The 19,493-nt window shown below is 61.1% G+C and carries 20 protein-coding genes; 17 read left to right on the top strand and 3 right to left on the bottom strand.

The genetic code is table 11. The features are described 5' to 3' along the window. Positions 1 to 48: 48 nt before the first annotated feature. The 5 genes from PAF12_RS16870 (at position 49) to PAF12_RS16850 (ending at position 4,708) form a co-directional block, all read left to right on the top strand. Complete coding sequence (locus tag PAF12_RS16870; protein WP_088652427.1) at positions 49 to 825, top strand: enoyl-CoA hydratase/isomerase family protein; 777 nt, start codon at positions 49 to 51, stop codon at positions 823 to 825. A gap of 11 nt (positions 826 to 836) precedes the next feature. After that, entirely contained in the window at positions 837 to 1,619 is a 783-nt protein-coding gene (locus PAF12_RS16865) for an enoyl-CoA hydratase/isomerase family protein (protein WP_028095212.1), read from the top strand. Between the two features lie 42 nt (positions 1,620 to 1,661). Further along, positions 1,662 to 2,420: an electron transfer flavoprotein subunit beta/FixA family protein gene (locus PAF12_RS16860; RefSeq protein ID WP_258095911.1), complete on the top strand. Its 759-nt coding sequence runs from the start codon at positions 1,662 to 1,664 to the stop codon at positions 2,418 to 2,420. Continuing rightward, the gene (locus tag PAF12_RS16855; protein WP_088652425.1) at positions 2,420 to 3,346 is read left to right on the top strand and encodes an electron transfer flavoprotein subunit alpha/FixB family protein; all 927 of its coding nucleotides are present in this window, start codon (positions 2,420 to 2,422) and stop codon (positions 3,344 to 3,346) included. Before PAF12_RS16860 ends, PAF12_RS16855 begins: the two co-directional genes overlap by 1 nt. A 204-nt stretch (positions 3,347 to 3,550) precedes the next feature. Then, on the top strand, positions 3,551 to 4,708 hold the full coding sequence (locus PAF12_RS16850) for an acyl-CoA dehydrogenase family protein (protein ID WP_088652424.1): 1,158 nt from the start codon (positions 3,551 to 3,553) through the stop codon (positions 4,706 to 4,708). Between the two features lie 23 nt (positions 4,709 to 4,731). Here PAF12_RS16850 and PAF12_RS16845 read toward each other — a convergent pair whose 3' ends face one another. Further along, positions 4,732 to 5,898, bottom strand: a complete 1,167-nt coding sequence (locus PAF12_RS16845; RefSeq protein WP_027264313.1) for a CaiB/BaiF CoA-transferase family protein — start codon at positions 5,896 to 5,898, stop codon at positions 4,732 to 4,734. Between the two features lie 16 nt (positions 5,899 to 5,914). Further along, complete coding sequence (locus PAF12_RS16840; RefSeq protein WP_027264314.1) at positions 5,915 to 7,060, bottom strand: CaiB/BaiF CoA-transferase family protein; 1,146 nt, start codon at positions 7,058 to 7,060, stop codon at positions 5,915 to 5,917. Positions 7,061 to 7,164: 104 nt separating this feature from the next. Between PAF12_RS16840 and PAF12_RS16835 the strand changes: the two genes are divergently transcribed. The 10 genes from PAF12_RS16835 to PAF12_RS16790 all read left to right on the top strand — a co-directional run bounded on the left by PAF12_RS16835 (position 7,165) and on the right by PAF12_RS16790 (position 16,274). Then, a complete protein-coding gene (locus PAF12_RS16835) occupies positions 7,165 to 7,542 on the top strand; it encodes a Zn-ribbon domain-containing OB-fold protein (protein ID WP_088652421.1) in 378 nt (125 codons plus the stop codon). A 3-nt stretch (positions 7,543 to 7,545) separates the two neighbouring features. Continuing rightward, positions 7,546 to 8,697 carry a thiolase gene (locus tag PAF12_RS16830; RefSeq protein ID WP_271109733.1) on the top strand — a complete coding sequence of 384 codons (1,152 nt, stop codon included), beginning with the start codon at positions 7,546 to 7,548 and terminating at the stop codon, positions 8,695 to 8,697. 23 nt (positions 8,698 to 8,720) lie between these two features. Beyond that, on the top strand, positions 8,721 to 9,578 hold the full coding sequence (locus PAF12_RS16825; RefSeq protein ID WP_027264317.1) for a MaoC/PaaZ C-terminal domain-containing protein: 858 nt from the start codon (positions 8,721 to 8,723) through the stop codon (positions 9,576 to 9,578). A 10-nt stretch (positions 9,579 to 9,588) separates the two neighbouring features. Continuing rightward, positions 9,589 to 10,725 (top strand): CaiB/BaiF CoA-transferase family protein, encoded by a 1,137-nt coding sequence (locus tag PAF12_RS16820; protein ID WP_271109732.1) that lies wholly within the window; start codon positions 9,589 to 9,591, stop codon positions 10,723 to 10,725. 63 nt (positions 10,726 to 10,788) lie between these two features. Further along, entirely contained in the window at positions 10,789 to 11,508 is a 720-nt protein-coding gene (locus tag PAF12_RS16815) for a transglutaminase family protein (protein WP_088652417.1), read from the top strand. Next, positions 11,505 to 11,954: a MaoC family dehydratase gene (locus PAF12_RS16810; protein WP_088652416.1), complete on the top strand. Its 450-nt coding sequence runs from the start codon at positions 11,505 to 11,507 to the stop codon at positions 11,952 to 11,954. The genes PAF12_RS16815 and PAF12_RS16810 overlap by 4 nt, the downstream gene beginning before the upstream one ends. Beyond that, entirely contained in the window at positions 11,941 to 13,065 is a 1,125-nt protein-coding gene (locus PAF12_RS16805) for an acyl-CoA dehydrogenase family protein (protein ID WP_271109731.1), read from the top strand. Before PAF12_RS16810 ends, PAF12_RS16805 begins: the two co-directional genes overlap by 14 nt. Then, complete coding sequence (locus tag PAF12_RS16800; protein ID WP_271109730.1) at positions 13,062 to 14,213, top strand: acyl-CoA dehydrogenase family protein; 1,152 nt, start codon at positions 13,062 to 13,064, stop codon at positions 14,211 to 14,213. The genes PAF12_RS16805 and PAF12_RS16800 overlap by 4 nt, the downstream gene beginning before the upstream one ends. 27 nt (positions 14,214 to 14,240) lie before the next feature. Continuing rightward, the gene (locus PAF12_RS16795; RefSeq protein WP_271109729.1) at positions 14,241 to 15,050 is read left to right on the top strand and encodes an enoyl-CoA hydratase/isomerase family protein; all 810 of its coding nucleotides are present in this window, start codon (positions 14,241 to 14,243) and stop codon (positions 15,048 to 15,050) included. Positions 15,051 to 15,077: 27 nt separating this feature from the next. Beyond that, the gene (locus PAF12_RS16790) at positions 15,078 to 16,274 is read left to right on the top strand and encodes a phenylacetate--CoA ligase family protein (protein ID WP_223228105.1); all 1,197 of its coding nucleotides are present in this window, start codon (positions 15,078 to 15,080) and stop codon (positions 16,272 to 16,274) included. Between the two features lie 71 nt (positions 16,275 to 16,345). Here PAF12_RS16790 and PAF12_RS16785 read toward each other — a convergent pair whose 3' ends face one another. After that, positions 16,346 to 17,311, bottom strand: a complete 966-nt coding sequence (locus PAF12_RS16785) for a nitronate monooxygenase family protein (protein ID WP_027264325.1) — start codon at positions 17,309 to 17,311, stop codon at positions 16,346 to 16,348. 193 nt (positions 17,312 to 17,504) lie between these two features. On the opposite strand from PAF12_RS16785, the gene PAF12_RS16780 reads away from it, so the two are divergent. Both PAF12_RS16780 and PAF12_RS16775 read left to right on the top strand, forming a co-directional pair. After that, positions 17,505 to 18,305: an enoyl-CoA hydratase/isomerase family protein gene (locus PAF12_RS16780; protein ID WP_036051562.1), complete on the top strand. Its 801-nt coding sequence runs from the start codon at positions 17,505 to 17,507 to the stop codon at positions 18,303 to 18,305. Then, positions 18,302 to 19,492, top strand: a complete 1,191-nt coding sequence (locus PAF12_RS16775; RefSeq protein WP_027264327.1) for a CaiB/BaiF CoA-transferase family protein — start codon at positions 18,302 to 18,304, stop codon at positions 19,490 to 19,492. Before PAF12_RS16780 ends, PAF12_RS16775 begins: the two co-directional genes overlap by 4 nt. Position 19,493: the final 1 nt, after the last annotated feature.

Raw genomic sequence — 19,493 nt, 5'->3', positions numbered from 1 at the left:
GGGGAAGCTTTACGCACCCAAGTTGTTCAGAGAAACGAAGCAGGTATCATGAGTCCCATTAACGTGAAGATTGAAGATGGCATTGCGACCGTCTGTATCAACCGGCCAGAACGCAAGAACGCGCTTTCTGTGGCGGCGACGAACGGGCTGACCGACGCCTGGGAGAAGATCGAGGCGGACGACAGCGTTCGCGTGGCCATTCTGACGTCGGCCGATTGCGGCGTTTTCAGCGCCGGATTGGATCTGAAGGAAGCTACACAAATCGCACGCGACGAGGGCGTCGATATTCTGACCAAGATGCGCGACCCGTTTCACGAGACCATGCGCGCCTGCAAAAAACCGATCATCGCGGCGATGACGGGGTCGCTGATGGCGGGCGGAATGATGCTGACGCTGAATTGCGATCTGAGGGTCGGTCTCAAGGGAACCAAGGTCGGCATTACCGAAGTAAAGATCGGTCGTGGATCGCCTTGGGCATCGCCAGCATTGTCCATGCTGCCGCAGCCCATCCTTATGGAAATTGTTCTGACCGGCGATTTGATGCCGATCGAGCGCCTGCACGAATACGGGTTCACCAACTATATCGAAGACACTCCCGATGCTGTCCGCGCACGGGCCTTCGACCTTGCCAAACGCATTGCCAGCGCGGCCCCGCTTTCGGTGATTGCGGCCAAAGGCGGCGTTCGCGCGACCATGGACCTGGGCTGTGCGGGTGGCCTGAAAGAGGGCAAGCGCCTGCACGAGGTGGTTTACGCCAGCAACGACGCGATTGAAGGCCCAAAGGCCTTTGCTGAAAAGCGAGCACCCGTCTGGACCGGGACCTGATGGAGACTTGAATGACTGAGCTTATTCGCCTGGACAGGGAAGGCCCTGTCGGAATCCTGCGTTTTCTTCAGCCGACAAAACGCAACCCTTACAGCATCGGGTTCGTCGAAGAACTGGTGGCGCTCCTGCGCGAAGCCGAACGGGACGCTACGATCCGTGCCGTTGTCATGACCGGCGGCGATCATTTCAGCAGCGGCGGCGATCTTGTCGGGTTTCAGTCCGAGATCGCCAAAGGCGCGCGGGCGACGTCGGAAATGGTGGACCTGGTTCACGATGGCGGACGCGCGGCCTATCTGTTTCGCAAACCTCTGATTTCTGCGGTATGCGGCGTGGCTTTTGGCGCGGGCCTCAGCCTGGCCTTGTCGGCGGACATTGTCGTTGCCGCCGAAGATGCCCGGCTGTGCGAAGTATTTGCACGCGTCGGCGGTTGTCCCGACACGGGATCAAGCTGGCTGCTTCAGCAGCGCGCCGGTGCGGGCGTGGCCCGGATGCTTGTGCTCACGGGCCGTGAAATCGACGGGCGCACCGCTAGGGACCTGCGCGTTGTCGAAGAATGTGTGCCGGCCAACCAGGTCGAAGTACGGGCGTTGGAAATTGCCCGCGAGATTGCAACGCACCCGATGTTTGGCGTTCAGACCGCCAAGCGTGTGATGCGCGCCGCAGCCGAGTGCAGCTATCTCGAGGCGCTGGATATCGAGCGCGATGCCCAAAGCGTTTTGCTGTGCGCGCATGACTTTCCCGAAGCGATGAAAGCGTTTTCGGAAAAAAGAACTCCAGAATTCAAAGACCGTTAGCTCGGTTGAAACCTTATCGCAAAACTCAAGGAGACCACGCCAATGAAGGTACTCGTGCCTGTGAAACGGGTGATCGACTACAACGTGAAGGTCAGCGTCAAGGCGGATGGCAGCGGTGTCGATCTCGCCAACGTTAAGATGTCGATGAACCCGTTCGACGAAATCGCCGTCGAAGAGGCGATCCGCCTAAAAGAGGCCGGCAAGGCCGAAGAGGTCGTCGCGGTATCCATCGGCGTCAAACAGGCGCAGGAAACCCTGCGCACCGCACTGGCCATGGGCGCCGACCGCGCCATCCTGGTCGTCGCAGCGGATGACGTGCACCAGGATATCGAGCCGCTGGCAGTGGCCAAGATCCTTGCCAAGGTCGTGGAAGAGGAACAGCCCGGTCTGGTTCTCTGCGGCAAGCAGGCGATCGACAACGACATGAATGCCACCGGCCAGATGCTGTCGGCGATCCTCGGTTGGAGCCAGGCGACCTTTGCCTCGGAAGTGGGCATCGATGGCGACAGCGCCGTCGTCACCCGCGAGGTCGATGGCGGCCTGCAGACCATCAAGGTCAAGATGCCGACCGTCGTTTCCGTCGACCTGCGCCTGAACGAACCGCGCTATGCGTCGCTGCCCAACATCATGAAGGCCAAGAAAAAGCCGCTGGATGAAAAGACGGCCGCCGACTATGGCGTCGACGTCACCCCGCGCCTGACCGTGGTCAAGACGTCCGAGCCGGCCGAACGCGCCGCCGGTGAAATGGTTGGCTCGGTCGACGAGCTGGTTGCGAAACTCAAGGAAAAGGGGGCGGTGTGATGGCTGTTCTTCTTCTTGCCGAAGTCAACAATGGTGAACTATCGATGGACGCGACCGCAAAGGCGGTCACCGCGTCCAAGGCCCTGGGCGACGTGACGGTTCTGTGCGCCGGCGCGTCTGCCGCCGACGCCGCGAAAGAAGCCGCGACAATCGACGGCGCGGCCAAGGTGCTGGTCGCCGAAGACCCCGCGCTGGGTCATCGCCTGGCGGAATCGACCGCCGACCTGATCGTGTCGCTGGCAGGCGACTACGATCACATCGTGGCACCCGCCACCACCGACGCCAAGAACGTGCTGCCCCGCGTGGCCGCGCTGCTGGACGTGATGATGCTGACCGATGTCTCCGGCGTGGTCGATGCCGACACGTTCGAGCGCCCGATCTATGCAGGTAACGCGATCCAGACGGTGAAATCGGGCGACGCAAAAAAGGTCGTGTCCTTCCGCACCGCCAGCTTCGACGCGGCCGGCACCGGTGGCTCGGCCGCCGTGGAAACCGTGGGCGGCGCATCCGTTTCGGGCCTGTCGGAATGGGTCGAAGACAAGGTCGCCGAAAGCGACCGTCCCGAACTGACCTCGGCCGGTATCGTGGTTTCGGGCGGCCGTGGCGTCGGCTCGGAAGACGATTTTGCGCTGATCGAGAAACTGGCCGACAAGCTGGGCGCCGCCGTTGGCGCATCCCGCGCCGCCGTCGACTCGGGCTTTGCACCGAACGACTGGCAGGTCGGCCAGACCGGCAAGGTGGTCGCGCCTGACCTGTATATCGCCGTCGGCATCTCGGGTGCGATTCAGCACCTTGCGGGCATGAAGGACAGCAAGATCATCGTCGCGATCAACAAGGACGAAGAGGCCCCGATCTTCCAGGTTGCCGATTACGGTCTGGTCGCCGACCTGTTCGAGGCCGTGCCCGAACTGACCGACAAGCTGTAAGCCATTGCAAAAAAGTATAAAAAGGCCCGCCTGTTTTGTCGGGCCTTTTTATACGAGCCGAATGGGCGGCGCGTTGATTGGATAAATCCGGATGCGCACGGTCCGAAGCCGTGTGACGCCCCGTCAGAACGGCTCGGGTTCATTGTGAGAAAAAAACACTTGTTAGATTTTTTCAATGCAAGCATGACTCGATAGGAATAAAACATGTCTCTGATCAAGAACTCCCCGAGTTGGGCAGTGGATGAACACAAGATGTTCGCCGATAGTACACGCAGGCTTTTCGATGCAGAGATGGCTCCGAAGATTGAAAAATGGGCGGAGCAGGGAATTGTTGACCGCGACTTCTGGAAAACAGTCGGTCAGCAGGGTGTCATGGGTGGCTCGATTGCCGAAGAATATGGTGGGTTCGGTGGCGGCATCGGGTTCGACGCGATTACCGTCTACGAGCAGGGGCGCACCGGTGATACGGGTTGGGGCTATGGGATCCAGTCCATCGTAATCCATTATCTCAACGCATATGGCAGTGAGGAACAGAAGAAAAAGTGGTTGCCGAAACTGGTCATCGGCGACAGCGTTGCGGCGATTGCCATGACCGAGCCTGGAACGGGCTCTGACCTCCAGAACGTACAAACCTATGCGGAAAAGGATGGCAACCACTACAAGATCAACGGTTCGAAGATCTTTATCACAAACGGGCACACGGCGGATCTCGTTGTTATCGTGGCAAAGACCGACCGCAACGCCGGCGCTAAGGGCGTTTCGTTGATCGTTCTGGAAACCGAGGGCGCCGAGGGCTTTCGCCGGGGACGGAACCTGAAGAAACTGGGTATGAAAGGTTCGGATACTGCTGAGCTGTTCTTCGAGGATGTGCGCGTGCCTACGGCGAACCTGCTTGGTCCGGAAGAGGGGCAGGGGTTCTACCAGCTGATGAAGCAGCTGCCTTGGGAGCGGCTGATGATCGGCATTACCGCCCTCGGTTTTATTGATTTTGCGATCGATGAAACGGTGAAATATGTTCAGGACCGCAAGGCATTTGGAAGCCGGATCATGGACTTCCAGAATACACGCTTCAAACTGGCGGAATGCAAAACCAAGGCCGAATTGCTACGTTCCTTCGTAAATGACGGGCTCGCGCGTCTTGAAGCGGGCGAACTTGATGCGGCCACGGCTTCGATGGCGAAGTGGTGGGGCAGCCAGACGCAGAACGAGGTCATGCATGAATGCCTGCAACTGCACGGCGGTTACGGTTTCATGATGGAATACCCCATCGCGCGTCTTTATGCCGACAGCCGGGTCCAGATGATCTATGGCGGCACCAACGAGATCATGAAGGAACTGATCGCACGTTCGCTGGATGTTTGATCCGTCGGGTGCCGGGTCGGAGACTAGTCGCCCCCCGGACCGATGATCTCGTCGTTGTGTTCGCCCAGTCCGGGGGCGGGGCGCAGGTCATGCCGCGCCGGTGTCGCCGAGAATCGAATGGGCGGGCGTGTCATCCAGATCGTACCTTCGGTGGGGTGTTCGACCTTCTGAAAGAAACCGGTTACGGAAAGGTGCGGATCGTTCGGCAGATCCGACAGGGTGTTCACCGGCATGGCGGGAATGTCGGCCTGCTCCATCAGGGCCAGCCAGTCGGCGGTTGTCCGCGTCAGCGCAATCCGAGCAACCATGTCGTAAAGGGCGCCGATGTTACGGCTGCGGGTGTCCATGTCGGTGACCCAGACGTGGTTGATCATGTCGTCGCGCCCGACCGTCTTGAAAAACCGCGCCCATTGGGCGTTGGTATAGGGCAGGATCGTGATGAACCCGTCCGCCGTCTGGAGCGGGCGGCGGTGCGGCACCAACATGCGGGCATATCCGAAATTCCTCGGCACCTCGTCGAATGTCGCGCCGTCCATGTGTTCGGCCAGCAGAAACGCCGTCAGCGTTTCGAACATCGGCACCTCGACATGCTGTGCCTGGCCCGTGCGTTCCCGATGAAACAGGGCTGCCATGACGGCATAAGCCGTGGTAACACCGCCAAGCTTGTCGGCAAGAATGGTCGGGGAATAATCGGGTTTTGCCTCTGGATCGCGAAGGGTGGGCAGGCTGGCCAAACCCGAAACCGCCTGGACGATGTCATCAAAGGCCGGTTTCGAAGCGTAAGGCCCGTCCTGCCCGTATCCGGTTGCAGAAACCGTGATCAGGCTCGGGTTCTCGTTCCGTAAGGTTTCCGGATCCAAAGACAATCTGGCAAGCGCCGCGGGCCGGATGCTTGAAATCATCACATCGGCATCGACCAGCAACTTGCGCAGACGGTCGCGATCGGCTTGCGTTTTCAGGTCGAGTACGACGCTGCGCTTGTTGCGGTTGGCCCCTAGAAACGCAGCGCCCATCAACCTGTGCCGCGATGGCTGAACCTGGCGCAGAAGATCGCCCTCGGGCGCTTCCACCTTGATCACATCCGCTCCCAGATCTCCCAGCATCTGCGTGGCCAGAGGACCGAAGATGATCGACGTCAGGTCGATGATCCTGACGCTTTGCAGGATTGCGGTGTTCTTTGCATTGGTCATGGGTTGATTTCCTGTTCTAGGAACGAGAACCGAATTCCGCGCGAATGGCCGCTCCATCGGCGTCCAATGCGGGGGACGGTCCGATCGCGGCTTCGGTGCTGCCGCGTCGTATCGGGGGCATTGCGATGCTGACAGGTCCCGAGGGCGTGCCGATGGTCGCCCGATCAAGTTGCGGGTGATCCGACAGCGCGGCAACGTCGTTCACCGCCGCCGATGCAATGCCCGCGCCATCGAGCAGCTTCAACAATTCGGCACGTTCGTGCGCGCCGAACACGGTCTTGATAAGCTCTTCGAGTTCCGATTTGTGCGCGATCCTGGCTGAATTATCATGGAATCGCGGATCATCGGCCAAGGCCGGGTCGCCGAGAATCTGTACGCAGAACCGGTTCCATTCGCGGCTGTTCTGGACCGAGATGACGACCTGTTCACCGCCTCGGCAGTGGAATGCGCCGTAGGGGCATATGACAGAGTGACCAAGCCCGGTTCTGGGCGTGGGCTGATTGGCATAGTCGTGAAAAAGAAGCGGAACCGCCATCCAGTCCGCCATGACGTCGAACATGGCCACCGAGAGGCCGCTGCCCTTGCCGGTTCGATCACGCCCGACCAGCGCTTCGCAGATCCCGGCATGGGCTGTCATGCCGGTGGCGATATCGCAGACCGACACGCCGACCCGCCCCGGTCCATCCGGCGTGCCGGTCACCGATGCCAGGCCGCTTTCGCATTGCACCAGAAGATCATAGGCCTTGGCGTTGCGCATCGGGCCGTCCTCTCCGTAGCCGGTGATGTCGCAGGTCACCAGACGCGGAAACCTCTCTCGCAGACTTGCGGAATCGAGCCCGAGCTTGGCCAGCGCGCCGGGCAGCAGGTTCTGAATAAACACATCCGCGTTTTCCAGCATCCTGAGCAGGATTTCACGGTCTTCGTCGGCTTTAATGTCCAAGGCGACCGATTCTTTGCCTCGGTTCAGCCATGTGAAATAGGCGCTTTCACCGTTGGCGGCGGTATCGTAGGCGCGGGCGAAATCGCCGGCTCCCTTGCGTTCGATCTTGATCACACGCGCGCCGGCATCGGCCAGCCGCGAGGAGCAAAAAGGCGCGGCGACTGCCTGTTCCAGCGCAACGACGAGTTTGCCGGAAAGGGGGGCTAAATCTGAACCTGGCATGAGTTTCTCTCAATTGATCCTGAAAGGTTGACTAAATCTAACAATTGTTAGAAACATAATCAATACGGTTGGACGAAGACTGGATCGCTTGAAGGAGAACGCTGGTGCAGGACGCCATAGGACCAGACCAATTTTTCCAACGCGCGCTGGCAGAGGGAGAGATCCTGCTGCCAAAGTGCGACGACTGCGGGGCCTATCACTTTTTCCCGAGAGTCTTGTGTCCCCATTGTCATGGCAGCGCGATTTCTTGGATGAAGGCGAGGGGCAAGGGACGGGTCCACACCACAACGGTCGTGCGCCGAAAACCCGAACGGGGCGGTGACTACAACGTATGTGTCGTCGAGCTGGACGAGGGTGTCCGGATGATGAGCCGGGTCGAGGGCATCGCCCCGGGTGAGGTCGCTATCGACATGCCTGTAACCGCTTTCGTGGGCGAGGCCGAGGGCGCTCCGGCCGTGCTTTTCAAGCCGTCGGAGAGATAAGCCATGACCATTGAACTTCGGGGGAAATCCGCCATCGTGGGAACTGGTCATGCCGGTTTCGGAGAAGCCCATGGCCTGACGGCCTATGATGTCATGGCGCAATCTGCGCTTGCGGCGCTTGGCGATGCCGGGCTGAAACTGTCCGACGTCGACGGGCTGTTTTGCACCATGATGGAAGACAGCATGCCGGCGCTTATGGCGGCGGAGTATCTGGGCATCCAGCCCCGTTTCATTGATGGCACGATGTCGGGCGGTTCGTCCTTCGTAAACTACCTGACGTCCGCGACCATGGCGCTGGACGCCGGTCTGTGTGATGTCGCGCTGATTGTTTATGGCTCCAACCAGCGCACCGCGTCGGGCAGACTGGTGACCGCTTCACGTCCGCCGGCCTACGAGGCGCCGTATAATCCGCGCTATCCGATCTCGGCCTATGCGATGGCGGCGGCGCGGCACATGCATGAATATGGCACCACCCGCGAACAGCTGGCCGACGTGGCCGTCGCCGCGCGGGCCTGGGCGCAGCGCAACCCCGAAGCGTTCGAGCGCGGCCCGCTGACCCGCGAGGACGTGCTGGGTGCGCGCATGGTGGGCGATCCATTGACCGTGCGCGACTGTTGTCTTGTCACCGACGGTGGCGGCGCGATCGTAATGGTCCGCGCGGACCGCGCCCGGGATTTCCCGAAGGCGCCTGTCTATGTGCTGGGCAGTGCGGCGGAGAGCTCGCACCGGCAGATTTCGCAGATGAAGGATTTCACCGTGACCGCAGCCCGCGACTCGGGCGCGCGCGCCTTTGCGACGGCCGGCGTGACCCCTGCGGATATCCAGGCGGTCGAGCTCTATGATGCCTTCACCATCAATACCATCCTGTTTCTTGAAGATCTGGGGTTCTGCGCCAAGGGCGATGGCGGGGCCTTTGTCCAGGGCGGGCGCATCGCGCCTGGCGGGGCCTTGCCGGTGAACACGAATGGCGGAGGCCTGTCCTGTGTGCACCCCGGGATGTACGGTATCTTCACAGTGATCGAGGCTGCTCGTCAGATCCGTGGCGACGCGCCGGGCATTCAGTTGAAGGATATTGATCTGGCGCTGGCGCATGGCAACGGCGGTGTGCTGTCCAGTCAGGTCACGGCCATACTTGGATCGCAAAACACGCTCTGACGGCAACTAAGGGAGGAAAGATCATGCCACTGGATTTCGAAGCACTTTCGAATTGGGATTTCGAAGAGATCAAGCAGACTCTGACCGAGCGGGATACCATCCTTTACGCACTCGGGCTGGGGTTCGGCGAAGATCCGACAGACAAGAAAGAACTGGCCTTTGTCTATGAGGACGGTCTGAAGGCGGTTCCCTCGATGGCGGTCATTTTGGGGTATCCCGGCTTCTGGCTGCGCGATCCCAAGACCGGCGTAAACTGGCAAAAAGTGCTGCACGGAGAACAGTGGCTCGACATCTACAAGCCGCTGCCGACACATGGCCGGATTGTCGGCCGCAGCCAGATCGACTTCATCTCGGACAAGGGCGAGGGCAAGGGCGCTGTGATCTATCAAAGCCGCGAGATCATCGACGCGGACAGCGGCGACAAGCTGGCACGCGTCGCGATGTCGGCCTTCGCCCGGGGCGACGGCGGATTCGGCGGCGAGAACAGGCCCGGCCCGACGCCGGCGGTGCTGCCGGACCGGGTGCCCGATCACATATGTGATATCGAGACGCTTCCGCGCCAGGCGCTGATCTACCGGCTCAGCGGCGACATGAACCCGCTGCATGCCGACCCCGATGTCGCGCGGTCGGTCGGGTTCGACCGCCCGATCCTGCACGGTTTGGCGACCTATGGTCTGGCCGCCCGGGCGATTCTCAAGACGTTGCTGGACTATGATTCTGCCCGGCTTGTCGGTCTGGATGTTCGGTTCTCGGCTCCGGTCTATCCCGGCGAAACCGTGCGGTTCGAAATCTGGGAAGAGGACGGCGAGGCCCGGTTTCGAGCGTCTATTCCTGCACGCGACGTGGTTGTTCTGAACAACGGCGCGGCGCGCTTTGCCTGAGGCAGTGAAGATGGCTCAACCGCTCAAGGATATCCTGGTGCTGGATTTCAGCACACTTCTTCCCGGTCCGATGGCGACGCTCATGCTGTCCGAGGTCGGGGCCGAAGTAATCAAGTTCGAACGGCCCGGAGTCGGCGAGGACGCGCGCCACACGGAGCCCAAGATCGACGGAGAGAGCATCGGATTTGCCGTGTTGAACCACGGCAAGCGATCGGTTGCCATCGACCTCAAGTCGAGGGGTGCAGTGGAATGGCTGCGCCCCTTGATCGAGAAGGCCGATGTTCTGGTAGAGCAGTTCCGTCCCGGCGTGATGGACCGGCTCGGGCTTGGTTATGATGCTCTGCGCGAGATCAATCCCGGTCTCATCTATTGTTCGATCACCGGCTATGGCCAGACCGGACCAAAGGCCAGCGCAGCCGGCCACGATCTCAACTACGTCGGTGATGCGGGTATCCTGTCGCTCAGTCGCGGACCGGATGACCAGCCAACGGCACCGTTCGGACTGGTCGCCGATATCGGAGGCGGAACCTATCCTGCAGTGATGAATATCCTGCTGGCCCTGATTGCGCGGCAGGCAAGCGGGCAGGGGACGCATCTGGATATCGCAATGTCCGAGGGGGCGTTCGCCTTTGCCTATTGGGCCCATGCCGAAGGTGTGATTGCCGGGCAGAACATTAAAAACGGTAGCAGCCGCCTGACGGGTGGCCTGGCCCGGTATAGGCTTTATACGGCTGCGGACGGGCGTCAGATCGCCGTCGGCGCGTTGGAAGAAAAGTTCTGGCAGTCGTTCTGCGATGTCATTGGTTTGCCGGTGGCACTTCGCGATGACTGGTCCGATCCCGATGCCAGTGCCGCGGAGGTTGCGCGTCGTCTGAGGAAACACCCCTCGACCCATTGGGAGCCTCTGCTGGCTGCGGCCGATTGCTGCTGTTCGGTCGTGAAAACGCCCGCCGAGGCGGCGCGCGACCCGCATTTCAAAGCGCGTGACGTGTTCGGGCGGACCGTAAAAATCTCTGACCGGAACACGCCCGCTTTGCCGCTGCCAATTGCGCCGGAGTTCCGTTCTTCGGGAAATTCGGTCGGAGTTGCAGCCACCTTGGGCAAAGACAATGCGCGTTATGGCGTGGACCAACCGATGACAGAGTAAATCCCGTTGACGGGCAGGTTTTGAATCGGTAATCTAACACTTGTTAGAAAAGGGGAGGGGCCAATGGACAAGTCTGACGATGACCTGCCGACTGATGCTGAGCGTTATGTCATGCCATCGCGCTTTGTGGAAAGCGATAGCTTGGAAGTGCAGGGTTTCGTGACATCGGCTTTGCGTGATCTTCCTTTGGACGCAACCAATCGAGACAAGGCGGTCCGCCTGTTCGAAGCGGTGCGCGACGATATTCGCTATGATCCCTATTGTTTCGCGCTGGATGAGGACTCTTACCGTGCCAGCCGTATCGCTGGGGCGGAAGCGGCGTTTTGCGTTCCCAAGGCAATTCTGCTGGCGGCTTGTCTGCGTGCTGTGGGTATCCCAGCCGCACTGGGGTTCGCGGATGTGCGCAACCACCTGAATACACCCAAGTTGCAGGAGTTGATGGGGACCGATCTCTTTATCTACCACGGCTACGTTCAACTGTGGTTGGGGAATGAGGCCTACAAGGTGACACCTGCATTCAACATGGAACTGTGTGAAAGATTCGGGGTCAAACCCCTGGTCTTCGACGGCTATCACGACGCGCTCTTTCATGAGTTCGACGAACAGAATCACCGACACATGGAATATGTGAACGACCGTGGTCTCTATTTCGACGCGCCGATGGGTGAGTTCCTGGTGGCGTTCAAGGAAACCTATCCGAAGCTGGAAGAATTCAACCGCATCCGGATATCCAAGGATGCGAGCGGATACGATGACGGTTTCGCAAAGGAGGGTGCCTCTTGAGGTATCTGGAAGACTTCTCGCCGGGCCAGGTCTATCGCTTTCGCAGCGCTCCGATGAGCGCGGGTTCGATAAAGGCGTTTGCCGAGGAATGGGATCCGCAGCGGCTGCACACCGACGAAAACTATGCAACCGCCATACATGGCAGCCTGATCGCCTCGGGCTTTCAGACGATGCTGGAAGTGTTTAGGCCGGTCATGTCTGAAATGATGGTCGATGTCGCCAATATCGGTGGCATGGGCTTTGACAATCTGCGCTGGCTGCGGCCGGTGCGCCCGAACGAACCCCTTGATGTCGAACTGACGGTCAACGCGGTCACGCCGTCAAAAAGCAAGCCCGACAGAGGTGTTTTGCACTATACGCTCAGCGCCAAAAACCCTGCGGGCGAGGTCGTTTTTTCGACCGACACCCCCGTGATGATCCAGCGAAAACAAAATGACACAGACTGATATCCTTTCCAGCGAACAAGAAGACCTTCGCCTGTTGCGCGAGAGCGCGCGCACGTTGTTTGAACGGGCGGGCGGAAGTGACAGAGCCCGAAAACTTCGTGATGCCGGGGGCGGTTTCGATGCGGAGATGGTCCGGGAACTCGCCGAGGCCGGCGTTTTCGGGGTGGCGGTGCCCGAAGATCAGGGCGGGCTTGGCATGGGCCTGGCCGCTGCCGGCATCATCGCCGAAGAGGTCGGTCGCGTGATTGCCCCGGAACCGGTCGTGTTGACGATCGGTCTGAGCCTCGGTCTTCTGCGCCGCCTTTGCCCGGATCATCCGAAGGTGCCACAACTCATCGGCGGCGAGGCTTCGCTGGCGGTTGCCTGGCAGGAACGTGGTCCGGGCGGTGCGCCTGCCGATGCGACCTGCCGGTATGCGGATGGAAAGTTGTTCGGCGGCAAGGCCTGGGTGGTCGGCGCGGCCGGATCGCAGGGTTTCCTTGTCGTGGCCGAAGGCGATGATGGCCCGGTTCTGGTGCTGGCCGAGGTCGGCGCGGACGGGCTTGTTACGACCGGGCGTGCGCAGGCCGATGGCAGTTCTCTGGGCGAGCTTTCCTTTTCGGGAACACCGGCTGCGGAGCTGGCCAGCGGTGCAGCGGTTCAGGAAGCACTGTCCGAGGCTGTGGCCGATGCCACGGCGCTTGCCGCGGCCGAGCTTGTCGGCCTGAGCCAGCGCGCCTTCGAGATTACGCTCGACTACATCAAGACGCGTGAGCAGTTCGACAAGCCGATCGGATCCTTCCAGGTCATCCAGCACCGCGCCGTCGACCTGAACGTGATGTGCGAGGTCGCGCAGGCCGCGGTGCGCGAAGTTCTGACGCGCATGGACGGCGAAACGGACGCAAATATCCGCGCACGTCTGGCCAGCCGGGCCAAAGCACGGGCGGTCACGGCCGCCAGGAACGTCACCCGCGACGCCATCCAGCTGCACGGGGCGGTCGGCTACACCGATGAATTCGATATCGGGCTTTATCTGAACCGGGCGCTGGTGCTGTCGGCCTGGCTGGGCGACGACGCCTATCACCGCCGGGCCTGGTTCGACGCGCGCGAAGAAGAGGGGGCCGCACAATGACCGACTGGAACGCAATGAGCGATGCGGAGTTCCGCAAGGAAGTGCGCGGTTTTTTTGAGGCCGAGTATCCCGAGGAGCTGCGCCACCTGCCGCACCGTCCCAAATTTGCCGAGATCAAGCACTGGCACCGCAAGCTGCACGCCAGAGGCTGGGTCGCACCGGCCTGGCCTGCGGAATATGGCGGCATGGGGCTGAACGCCGCCAAACTCTTGATCTTTTACGAAGAACAGCAACGCTGGGGCGTCAATCGCGGGCGCGATATGGGTGTGCAGATGGTCGGCCCGCTGATCATCAAGTTCGGCACACAGGAGCAGAAAGACTATTGGCTGCCGCGCATCCTGAGTTGCGAAGACATCTGGTGCCAGGGCTACTCAGAGCCGGGCGCTGGGTCCGATCTGGCCAATCTGCGCACCCGCGCGGATATTGACGGCGGTGACTTCGTCATCAATGGGCAGAAGATCTGGACCACGATGGCGCATGACGCCACCCATATCTTCATGCTGGTGCGCACCGACCCGGACACGCCCAGGAAACAACAGGGCATCAGCTTTGTCCTGGCGCCGATGGATCAGAGCGGTGTCGAGGTGCGCACGATCACCACGCTTTCCGGGGAAACCGAGTTTTGCGAGGTCTTCTTCGACAATGCCCGCACGCCGCGCGAAAACCTCGTGGGCGAGCTGAACAAGGGCTGGAGCATGGCCAAGGCTCTCTTGAGTTTTGAGCGCATCTTCATCGGCTCGCCCAGCCTGGCCCAGAACGCCCTGGGTCAGCTTGAGAGCTTTGCCCGGGGCCGTGGCGCCTTTGACGATCCGGTGTTCCGCGACCGTTTTGCCCAGGCCGCGCTTGATGTCGAGGATCACGCGGCGCTTTATGCCCGCTTTGCCGACCAGTTGAAGCGCGGCGAAACGCTGGGCGCGGATGTCTCGATGCTCAAGATCTGGGTGACCGAGTGCTTTCAGCGCATCACCGAATTGATGATCGAGGCCGCCGGACCCGATGGCGCCACCGTCGGCCCGCTTCAGGTCGGCAACGTAAGTGTCGATGTCCTTGCGAGCTTCTACAAGGCCAGGCCGACCACGATCTACGGCGGATCGAACGAAATCCAGCGAAACATCCTGTCCAAGGCCGTTCTCGGACTGCCGGGCTGAACCCATACCCTACGGAGGAAAAGACCCATGTCGGAGCGTTATGCAAAATACGACAAACTGAAATTTGACTATCCCGCGGATCGCGTGCTGCGCATCACGTTCGACCGGCCCGAGAGCTTCAACTCGGTGGATGCCGAAACCCACACCCAGATGACGGACATGTGGATCGACATCGACCGCGACCCCGACATCAACGCGGTCATCGTGACCGGCGCGGGCAAGGCGTTTTCGGCGGGCGGCGATTTCAGCCTGATTGAGAAGATGATCGGCGACTCGCACGAGATCATGAAGACGTGGAAAGAAGCCAAGGATCTCGTCTACAACATCATCAACTGCAACAAGCCGATCATTTCCGCGATCAATGGCCCTGCGGCAGGCGCGGGCCTTGTGGTTGCCATCCTGGCCGACATCTCGATCGCCGGGAAACGGGCAAAGATTGTCGATGGTCATCCGCGTCTGGGCGTTGCCGCTGGCGATGTCGCGGCGATTATCTGGCCGCTGCTGACCTCGATGGCCAAGGCGAAATACTATCTGATGACCTGCAAGCCGGTGTCGGGCGAAGAGGCCGAGCGCATCGGTCTGGTGTCAATGTGCGTCGAGGATGACGAGCTTCAGCAGATCGCTTTGGACACGGCTGTCGAACTGGCCAACGGCTCGCAAAGCGCGATCCGCTGGACCAAGTATTCGCTGAACAACTGGCTGCGCCAGGCCGGGCCGATCTTTGATGCGTCGACCGCGCTGGAGATGCTTGGTTTTATGAGCGAGGACGTCAAGGAAGGTGTGTTGTCGCACCGCGAGAAGCGCGCGCCAAACTTCCGCAAGGACTGCCCGCTTTAACGCCCGATTGGACGAGGAGGCATGGAAATGTCTGATGATATCTACAAAGATATAGCGCAAGCCTATGCCGCTGCGGCCGAAAAAGCTCCTGGCCTGAAATCGCGATTTACGGCTGCCGGATTCGATCCGGCAGCCGTCACATCGGTGGCGGACCTCTCGCGACTTCCAGTGATGAAAAAAGAAGAGCTTCTGAAGATCCAGCGCGAGAACCCGCCTTTCGGCGGATTCCTTGCCTCGGATCTGAAGGATATTGGACGGATCTACGTGTCCCCTGGCCCAATTTTCGAGCCGGCCCTTTCGGGCGAGGGAGGTCATGGCCTGGACCTGCTTTTCAAGGCGGCAGGCGTGGGGCCGGGGGATATCATCCTGAACACCTGGATGTATCATCTTGTGCCCGCAGGCTTGCTGTTCGACGAAGCGGCACAGGCCGCAGGTGCCACGGTGATTCCCGGCGGCGTGGGCAATACCGAGCTTCAGGCGCAGATCATCGTCGAAACCGGCGTGACTTCGATCTGCGCCTCGACCGCGTTTTTCCTGACGCTGGCGGACAAGGTGATCGAAACCTATGGCCGCGACGCATGGAAGGTGAAGACAGCCTTCCTCGGCGGTGAGATGGGCGACTGGATGGCCAAGCGCCGCCGGATCGAGGCCGAATACGGCGTGTCCACCTGGGCCGCCTATGCCACCGCCGATCTAGGCCTTGTCGCCTATGAGGATGGCGGCGAAGGCTATCTGGTTCATCCCGACCGCGTGGTGCAGATCTGCGATCCGGTCAGCGGCGAACAGGTCGCCCATGGCGAACCGGGCGAGGTTGTCGTGACCGCGCGCGATGCCACCTGGCCGATGATCCGGTTCGGCACCGGCGACAGCGCCTTTGCCCTGGAAAGCAACGCGGATGGCACCGTCAGCCGGATTTCAGCATTGCAGGGACGGGTCGGGGCAGCGGTCAAAGTGCGCGAGATTTTCGTTTATCCGCGCGTGGTTGAAGAAGTTGTCATCGGCACGCCGGGCGCAAAGGCCGCGCAGGCCGTGGTAACGCGCGAGAACGATCGCGACATGATCCGCCTCTCGCTTGTGCTGGAAGACGGTGCCGACGCTTCTGCTGCGGAAGCAGCCGCCGCCAAAAACTTCAAACTGCATACACGAATTCGTGTCGACGAAGTGAACATTGTTTCGGAACTACCCGAAAATGCAGAACTGATCGTCAACCAAAAGGACCGCTAAGATCGGGTCTCGATCATTCGCGACAACCGCAGAAACAGATGGGCGGCCGGGCAACCGGCCGCCCTCTTTCGTCAGGAACAGAGCGCATCTTTGGCGACCTGGTATTCCCGGTCGAGACGGTCGACGTAGTCCGCCGTGGTCATCACCTCTTTCACCGCTCCGATCCCCTGACCGCTGCCCCAGATGTCACGCCAGGCCTTGGGGCGAATGTCGCCGGTGGCCAGATCGAGTTTGTTGCCGATCCCGGCCAGGTTGTCCGGATCGAGACCGACCGCCCGCACCGACGGTTTCAGATAGTTGGCATGCACGCCGCTGAAATAGTCGGTATAGACAATATCATCGGCCCCGCCTTCGACGATCATTTGCTTGTACTCCTCCGACGCGACCGCCTCGGTCATGGCAATGAAGGGGGATCCGATATACCCAAAATCCGCACCCATGGCCTGCGCCGCCAGAATTGAGCGCCCGGTCGCGATGGACCCGGACAGGGCAAGCGGACCATCGAACCATTCCCGGATTTCCTGAACCAGCGCAAAGGGTGACAAGGCCCCGGCGTGGCCGCCAGCGCCGGCGCAGACCGCGATCAGGCCGTCGGCGCCCTTGTCGATCGCTTTCCTGGCGTATTTGTTGTTGATTACATCGTGCAGTACAGTGCCGCCGCACTCATGTGCCGCCTGGTTGACGTCTTCCCGTGCGCCCATTGATGTGATCCAGACAGGCACTTTCCAGCGCGCACATATTTCGACGTCCCGCTCAATCCGATCATTCGATCGATGGACGATCTGGTTGACCGCGAATGGCGCGGCGGGCCGATCGGGATTGGCCTGATTGTGCGCGTCAAGCTCTTCAGTGATGCGCTTGAGCCAGGCTTCAAGCAGCGGCGGTTCACCTTCGGACTCGCGTGCGTTCAGCGCCGGAAAGCTGCCGATGACGCCGGCTTTGCACTGGGCGACGACAAGATCCGGCCCGGACACCAGGAACATGGGCGAGCAGATCACAGGCAGGCGCAAGCGGCCGAGAGGGGTGTCGGAGTACATTGTCTATTTCTTCTTTGCTGTTTCAACAGGGGGTGCCGAGGCCCGTAGCCGTGACGGGCGCGCATGGGAAGGGAAGCCGAAAAAACGTGCCAGCAGACCGCAAGGAAATACACAGAACGGGTGAATTTTACACATGTCTGATTTTCCGCACCGGACTATTGCCCGTCGCTCAATGCCACTCCTATCGTGTTCCATGCTAGCCCATTCCTGGGAGGAGGAAGCGGTGCCATTGCTCTACAGCCGCTCGGAAAGCGTTGGTCGGATGACTTTCGATTTTCCCGAGAAGAAGAATGCCCTTGATCAAGACGCACGCAAAGAGATGGAACGCATCGTCACCCAGGTGCGCGACGATGACCGCGTGCGCGCGCTGTTGATCACGGGTGCCGGGGGCGCGTTTTGCGCCGGAGGCGATATCAGCACCTTCGCCGGTTCTTCGCCTGTGGCCATGCGGGACCGCATGAAACAACAGCACCGCGTAACCCGGATGCTATATGATCTTGAAAAGCCGGTCGTCGCGGCGGTTGCCGGGCCGGCCTTTGGCGTGGGGTTCAACATTGCGCTTCTGGCTGACGTGATCCTGGCCGCGCCCTCGGCCCGCTTTTGCCAGGCCTATGCGCGCGTGGCGATCGTGCCCGACGGTGGCGGGCTTTACTTGCTGGCGCGGACGGTCGGGACGCAGCGGGCGAAGGCGATGTTCCTGACGGCCCAGGTGATCGATGCCCAAGAGGCGCACGACCTTGGGATCGTCCACGCAATCCACGAAGAAGACGCGCTCGACGCAGAGGCCGATGCGCTGGCCGTGCGTCTGGCCGAAGGGCCGACCCGAGCCTTTGGGCTGGGCAAGTCGATGCTGAACCGTGGCATGGATTGCGATTTCGCGACCTATCTCGAGATCGAGGCAACCGCCGAAGCCCATATCATGCAGACCGCAGATCACCGCGAGGCGGTCGCCTCTTTCAAGGAAAAGCGCCCGCCGGGCTTTGTCGGATCATGAACGCGGCGCCCGATTGTGGCCCGCTGGCCGGTCTTCGGGTGATCGACCTCGGGCAGGTCTACCTTGGGCCCTATTGCGGTCTGATGTTCGCGCTCATGGGGGCCGAGGTCATCAAGGTCGAGCCGCCCGGCGGCGACAGTATCCGCGGCATCGCGGGCGGGCGCGAGAACCCCGCAGCGATGATGCTCAATTCCAGCAAACAGAGCGTGACGCTTGATCTGGGGTCCGAGGGCGGGCGCAGCGCCCTGCTGGCGCTGGCAGATTCGGCCGATGTTCTAATCGAGAATTTCCGTCCCGGTACGATGGAGAAACTGGGGCTGGGGTGGGAAACACTCTGTGCCCGCAATCCGCGCCTGGTCATGGGGTCAGGAAAGGGTTACGCGGCCGATTCCGTCTATCGCGATGCGCCGGCGATGGATTTTCCTATTCAGGCCCTGACCGGGCTGATGTCGGTGACCGGGTTTCCCGATGGTCCGCCGGTGAAATGCGGCGCAGCGATCACCGATTTTCTGGGCGGTATCCACCTTTTTGGTGGCATTATGGCGGCGTTGCATGCGCGCGGCGCGACAGGGCGCGGGGACTTTGTCCAGATCGCGATGCAGGACGTCACGCACCACGCGCTGGCGTCGAATATCGCAAGCTATCTGCTGGCGCCTGACGGGTTCGCCGACCGGGCCGGCAACAGTCAGGCCGTGCTCAAGGTCGCACCCTACGACCTGTTTCCGGCGCGCGACGGGCAGGTGGCCATCATGTGCCTGAATGATCGCCACTGGCAGCAGCTGACCCGGGCCATGGGTCGCCCTGATCTGGCCGAAGATCCCGAACTGGCCGCGGGACCCGCGCGCTGCGCGCGGCGTGCCCAAGTCGATGGCTGGGTGACGGCGTGGACCTCAAGTCAGACCCGCGCCGAGATTTTCGCGGCCCTGAGCAGCGCACATGTGCCGGGCGCCCCGGTGCGCACGCTCGCTGAGGTGGTGTCGGACGATGACATGCGCGCCCGCGGCATGATCCATGACCTTCCGCATCCAGACCTGGGCACGGTCCCTGTTCCAGGGCTGCCGATGCGTTTCGCGGCTCACCCACAGGTCGCCCCTATCCCCGCACCAACCGTAGGCGCCGATACGGCGCGCATCCTGGCCGCGCTGGAACAGGACCTGCCCTCTGCTCAATCAAAGGACACCTACTGAC

This window comes from Paracoccus sp. SCSIO 75233 (genome assembly GCF_027912675.1).
GTDB lineage: Bacteria > Pseudomonadota > Alphaproteobacteria > Rhodobacterales > Rhodobacteraceae > Paracoccus.
This window is presented reverse-complemented; position numbering and strand designations above follow the sequence as displayed.

Coding starts and splice junctions, on each gene's coding strand:
- PAF12_RS16870 (WP_088652427.1), top strand. CDS start 49: ATGAGTCCCATTAACGTGAAGATTGAAGATGGCATTGCGACCGTCTGT.
- PAF12_RS16865 (WP_028095212.1), top strand. CDS start 837: ATGACTGAGCTTATTCGCCTGGACAGGGAAGGCCCTGTCGGAATCCTG.
- PAF12_RS16860 (WP_258095911.1), top strand. CDS start 1,662: ATGAAGGTACTCGTGCCTGTGAAACGGGTGATCGACTACAACGTGAAG.
- PAF12_RS16855 (WP_088652425.1), top strand. CDS start 2,420: ATGGCTGTTCTTCTTCTTGCCGAAGTCAACAATGGTGAACTATCGATG.
- PAF12_RS16850 (WP_088652424.1), top strand. CDS start 3,551: ATGTCTCTGATCAAGAACTCCCCGAGTTGGGCAGTGGATGAACACAAG.
- PAF12_RS16845 (WP_027264313.1), bottom strand. CDS start 5,898: ATGACCAATGCAAAGAACACCGCAATCCTGCAAAGCGTCAGGATCATC.
- PAF12_RS16840 (WP_027264314.1), bottom strand. CDS start 7,060: ATGCCAGGTTCAGATTTAGCCCCCCTTTCCGGCAAACTCGTCGTTGCG.
- PAF12_RS16830 (WP_271109733.1), top strand. CDS start 7,546: ATGACCATTGAACTTCGGGGGAAATCCGCCATCGTGGGAACTGGTCAT.
- PAF12_RS16825 (WP_027264317.1), top strand. CDS start 8,721: ATGCCACTGGATTTCGAAGCACTTTCGAATTGGGATTTCGAAGAGATC.
- PAF12_RS16820 (WP_271109732.1), top strand. CDS start 9,589: ATGGCTCAACCGCTCAAGGATATCCTGGTGCTGGATTTCAGCACACTT.
- PAF12_RS16815 (WP_088652417.1), top strand. CDS start 10,789: ATGGACAAGTCTGACGATGACCTGCCGACTGATGCTGAGCGTTATGTC.
- PAF12_RS16805 (WP_271109731.1), top strand. CDS start 11,941: ATGACACAGACTGATATCCTTTCCAGCGAACAAGAAGACCTTCGCCTG.
- PAF12_RS16800 (WP_271109730.1), top strand. CDS start 13,062: ATGACCGACTGGAACGCAATGAGCGATGCGGAGTTCCGCAAGGAAGTG.
- PAF12_RS16795 (WP_271109729.1), top strand. CDS start 14,241: ATGTCGGAGCGTTATGCAAAATACGACAAACTGAAATTTGACTATCCC.
- PAF12_RS16790 (WP_223228105.1), top strand. CDS start 15,078: ATGTCTGATGATATCTACAAAGATATAGCGCAAGCCTATGCCGCTGCG.
- PAF12_RS16785 (WP_027264325.1), bottom strand. CDS start 17,311: ATGTACTCCGACACCCCTCTCGGCCGCTTGCGCCTGCCTGTGATCTGC.
- PAF12_RS16780 (WP_036051562.1), top strand. CDS start 17,505: ATGCTAGCCCATTCCTGGGAGGAGGAAGCGGTGCCATTGCTCTACAGC.
- PAF12_RS16775 (WP_027264327.1), top strand. CDS start 18,302: ATGAACGCGGCGCCCGATTGTGGCCCGCTGGCCGGTCTTCGGGTGATC.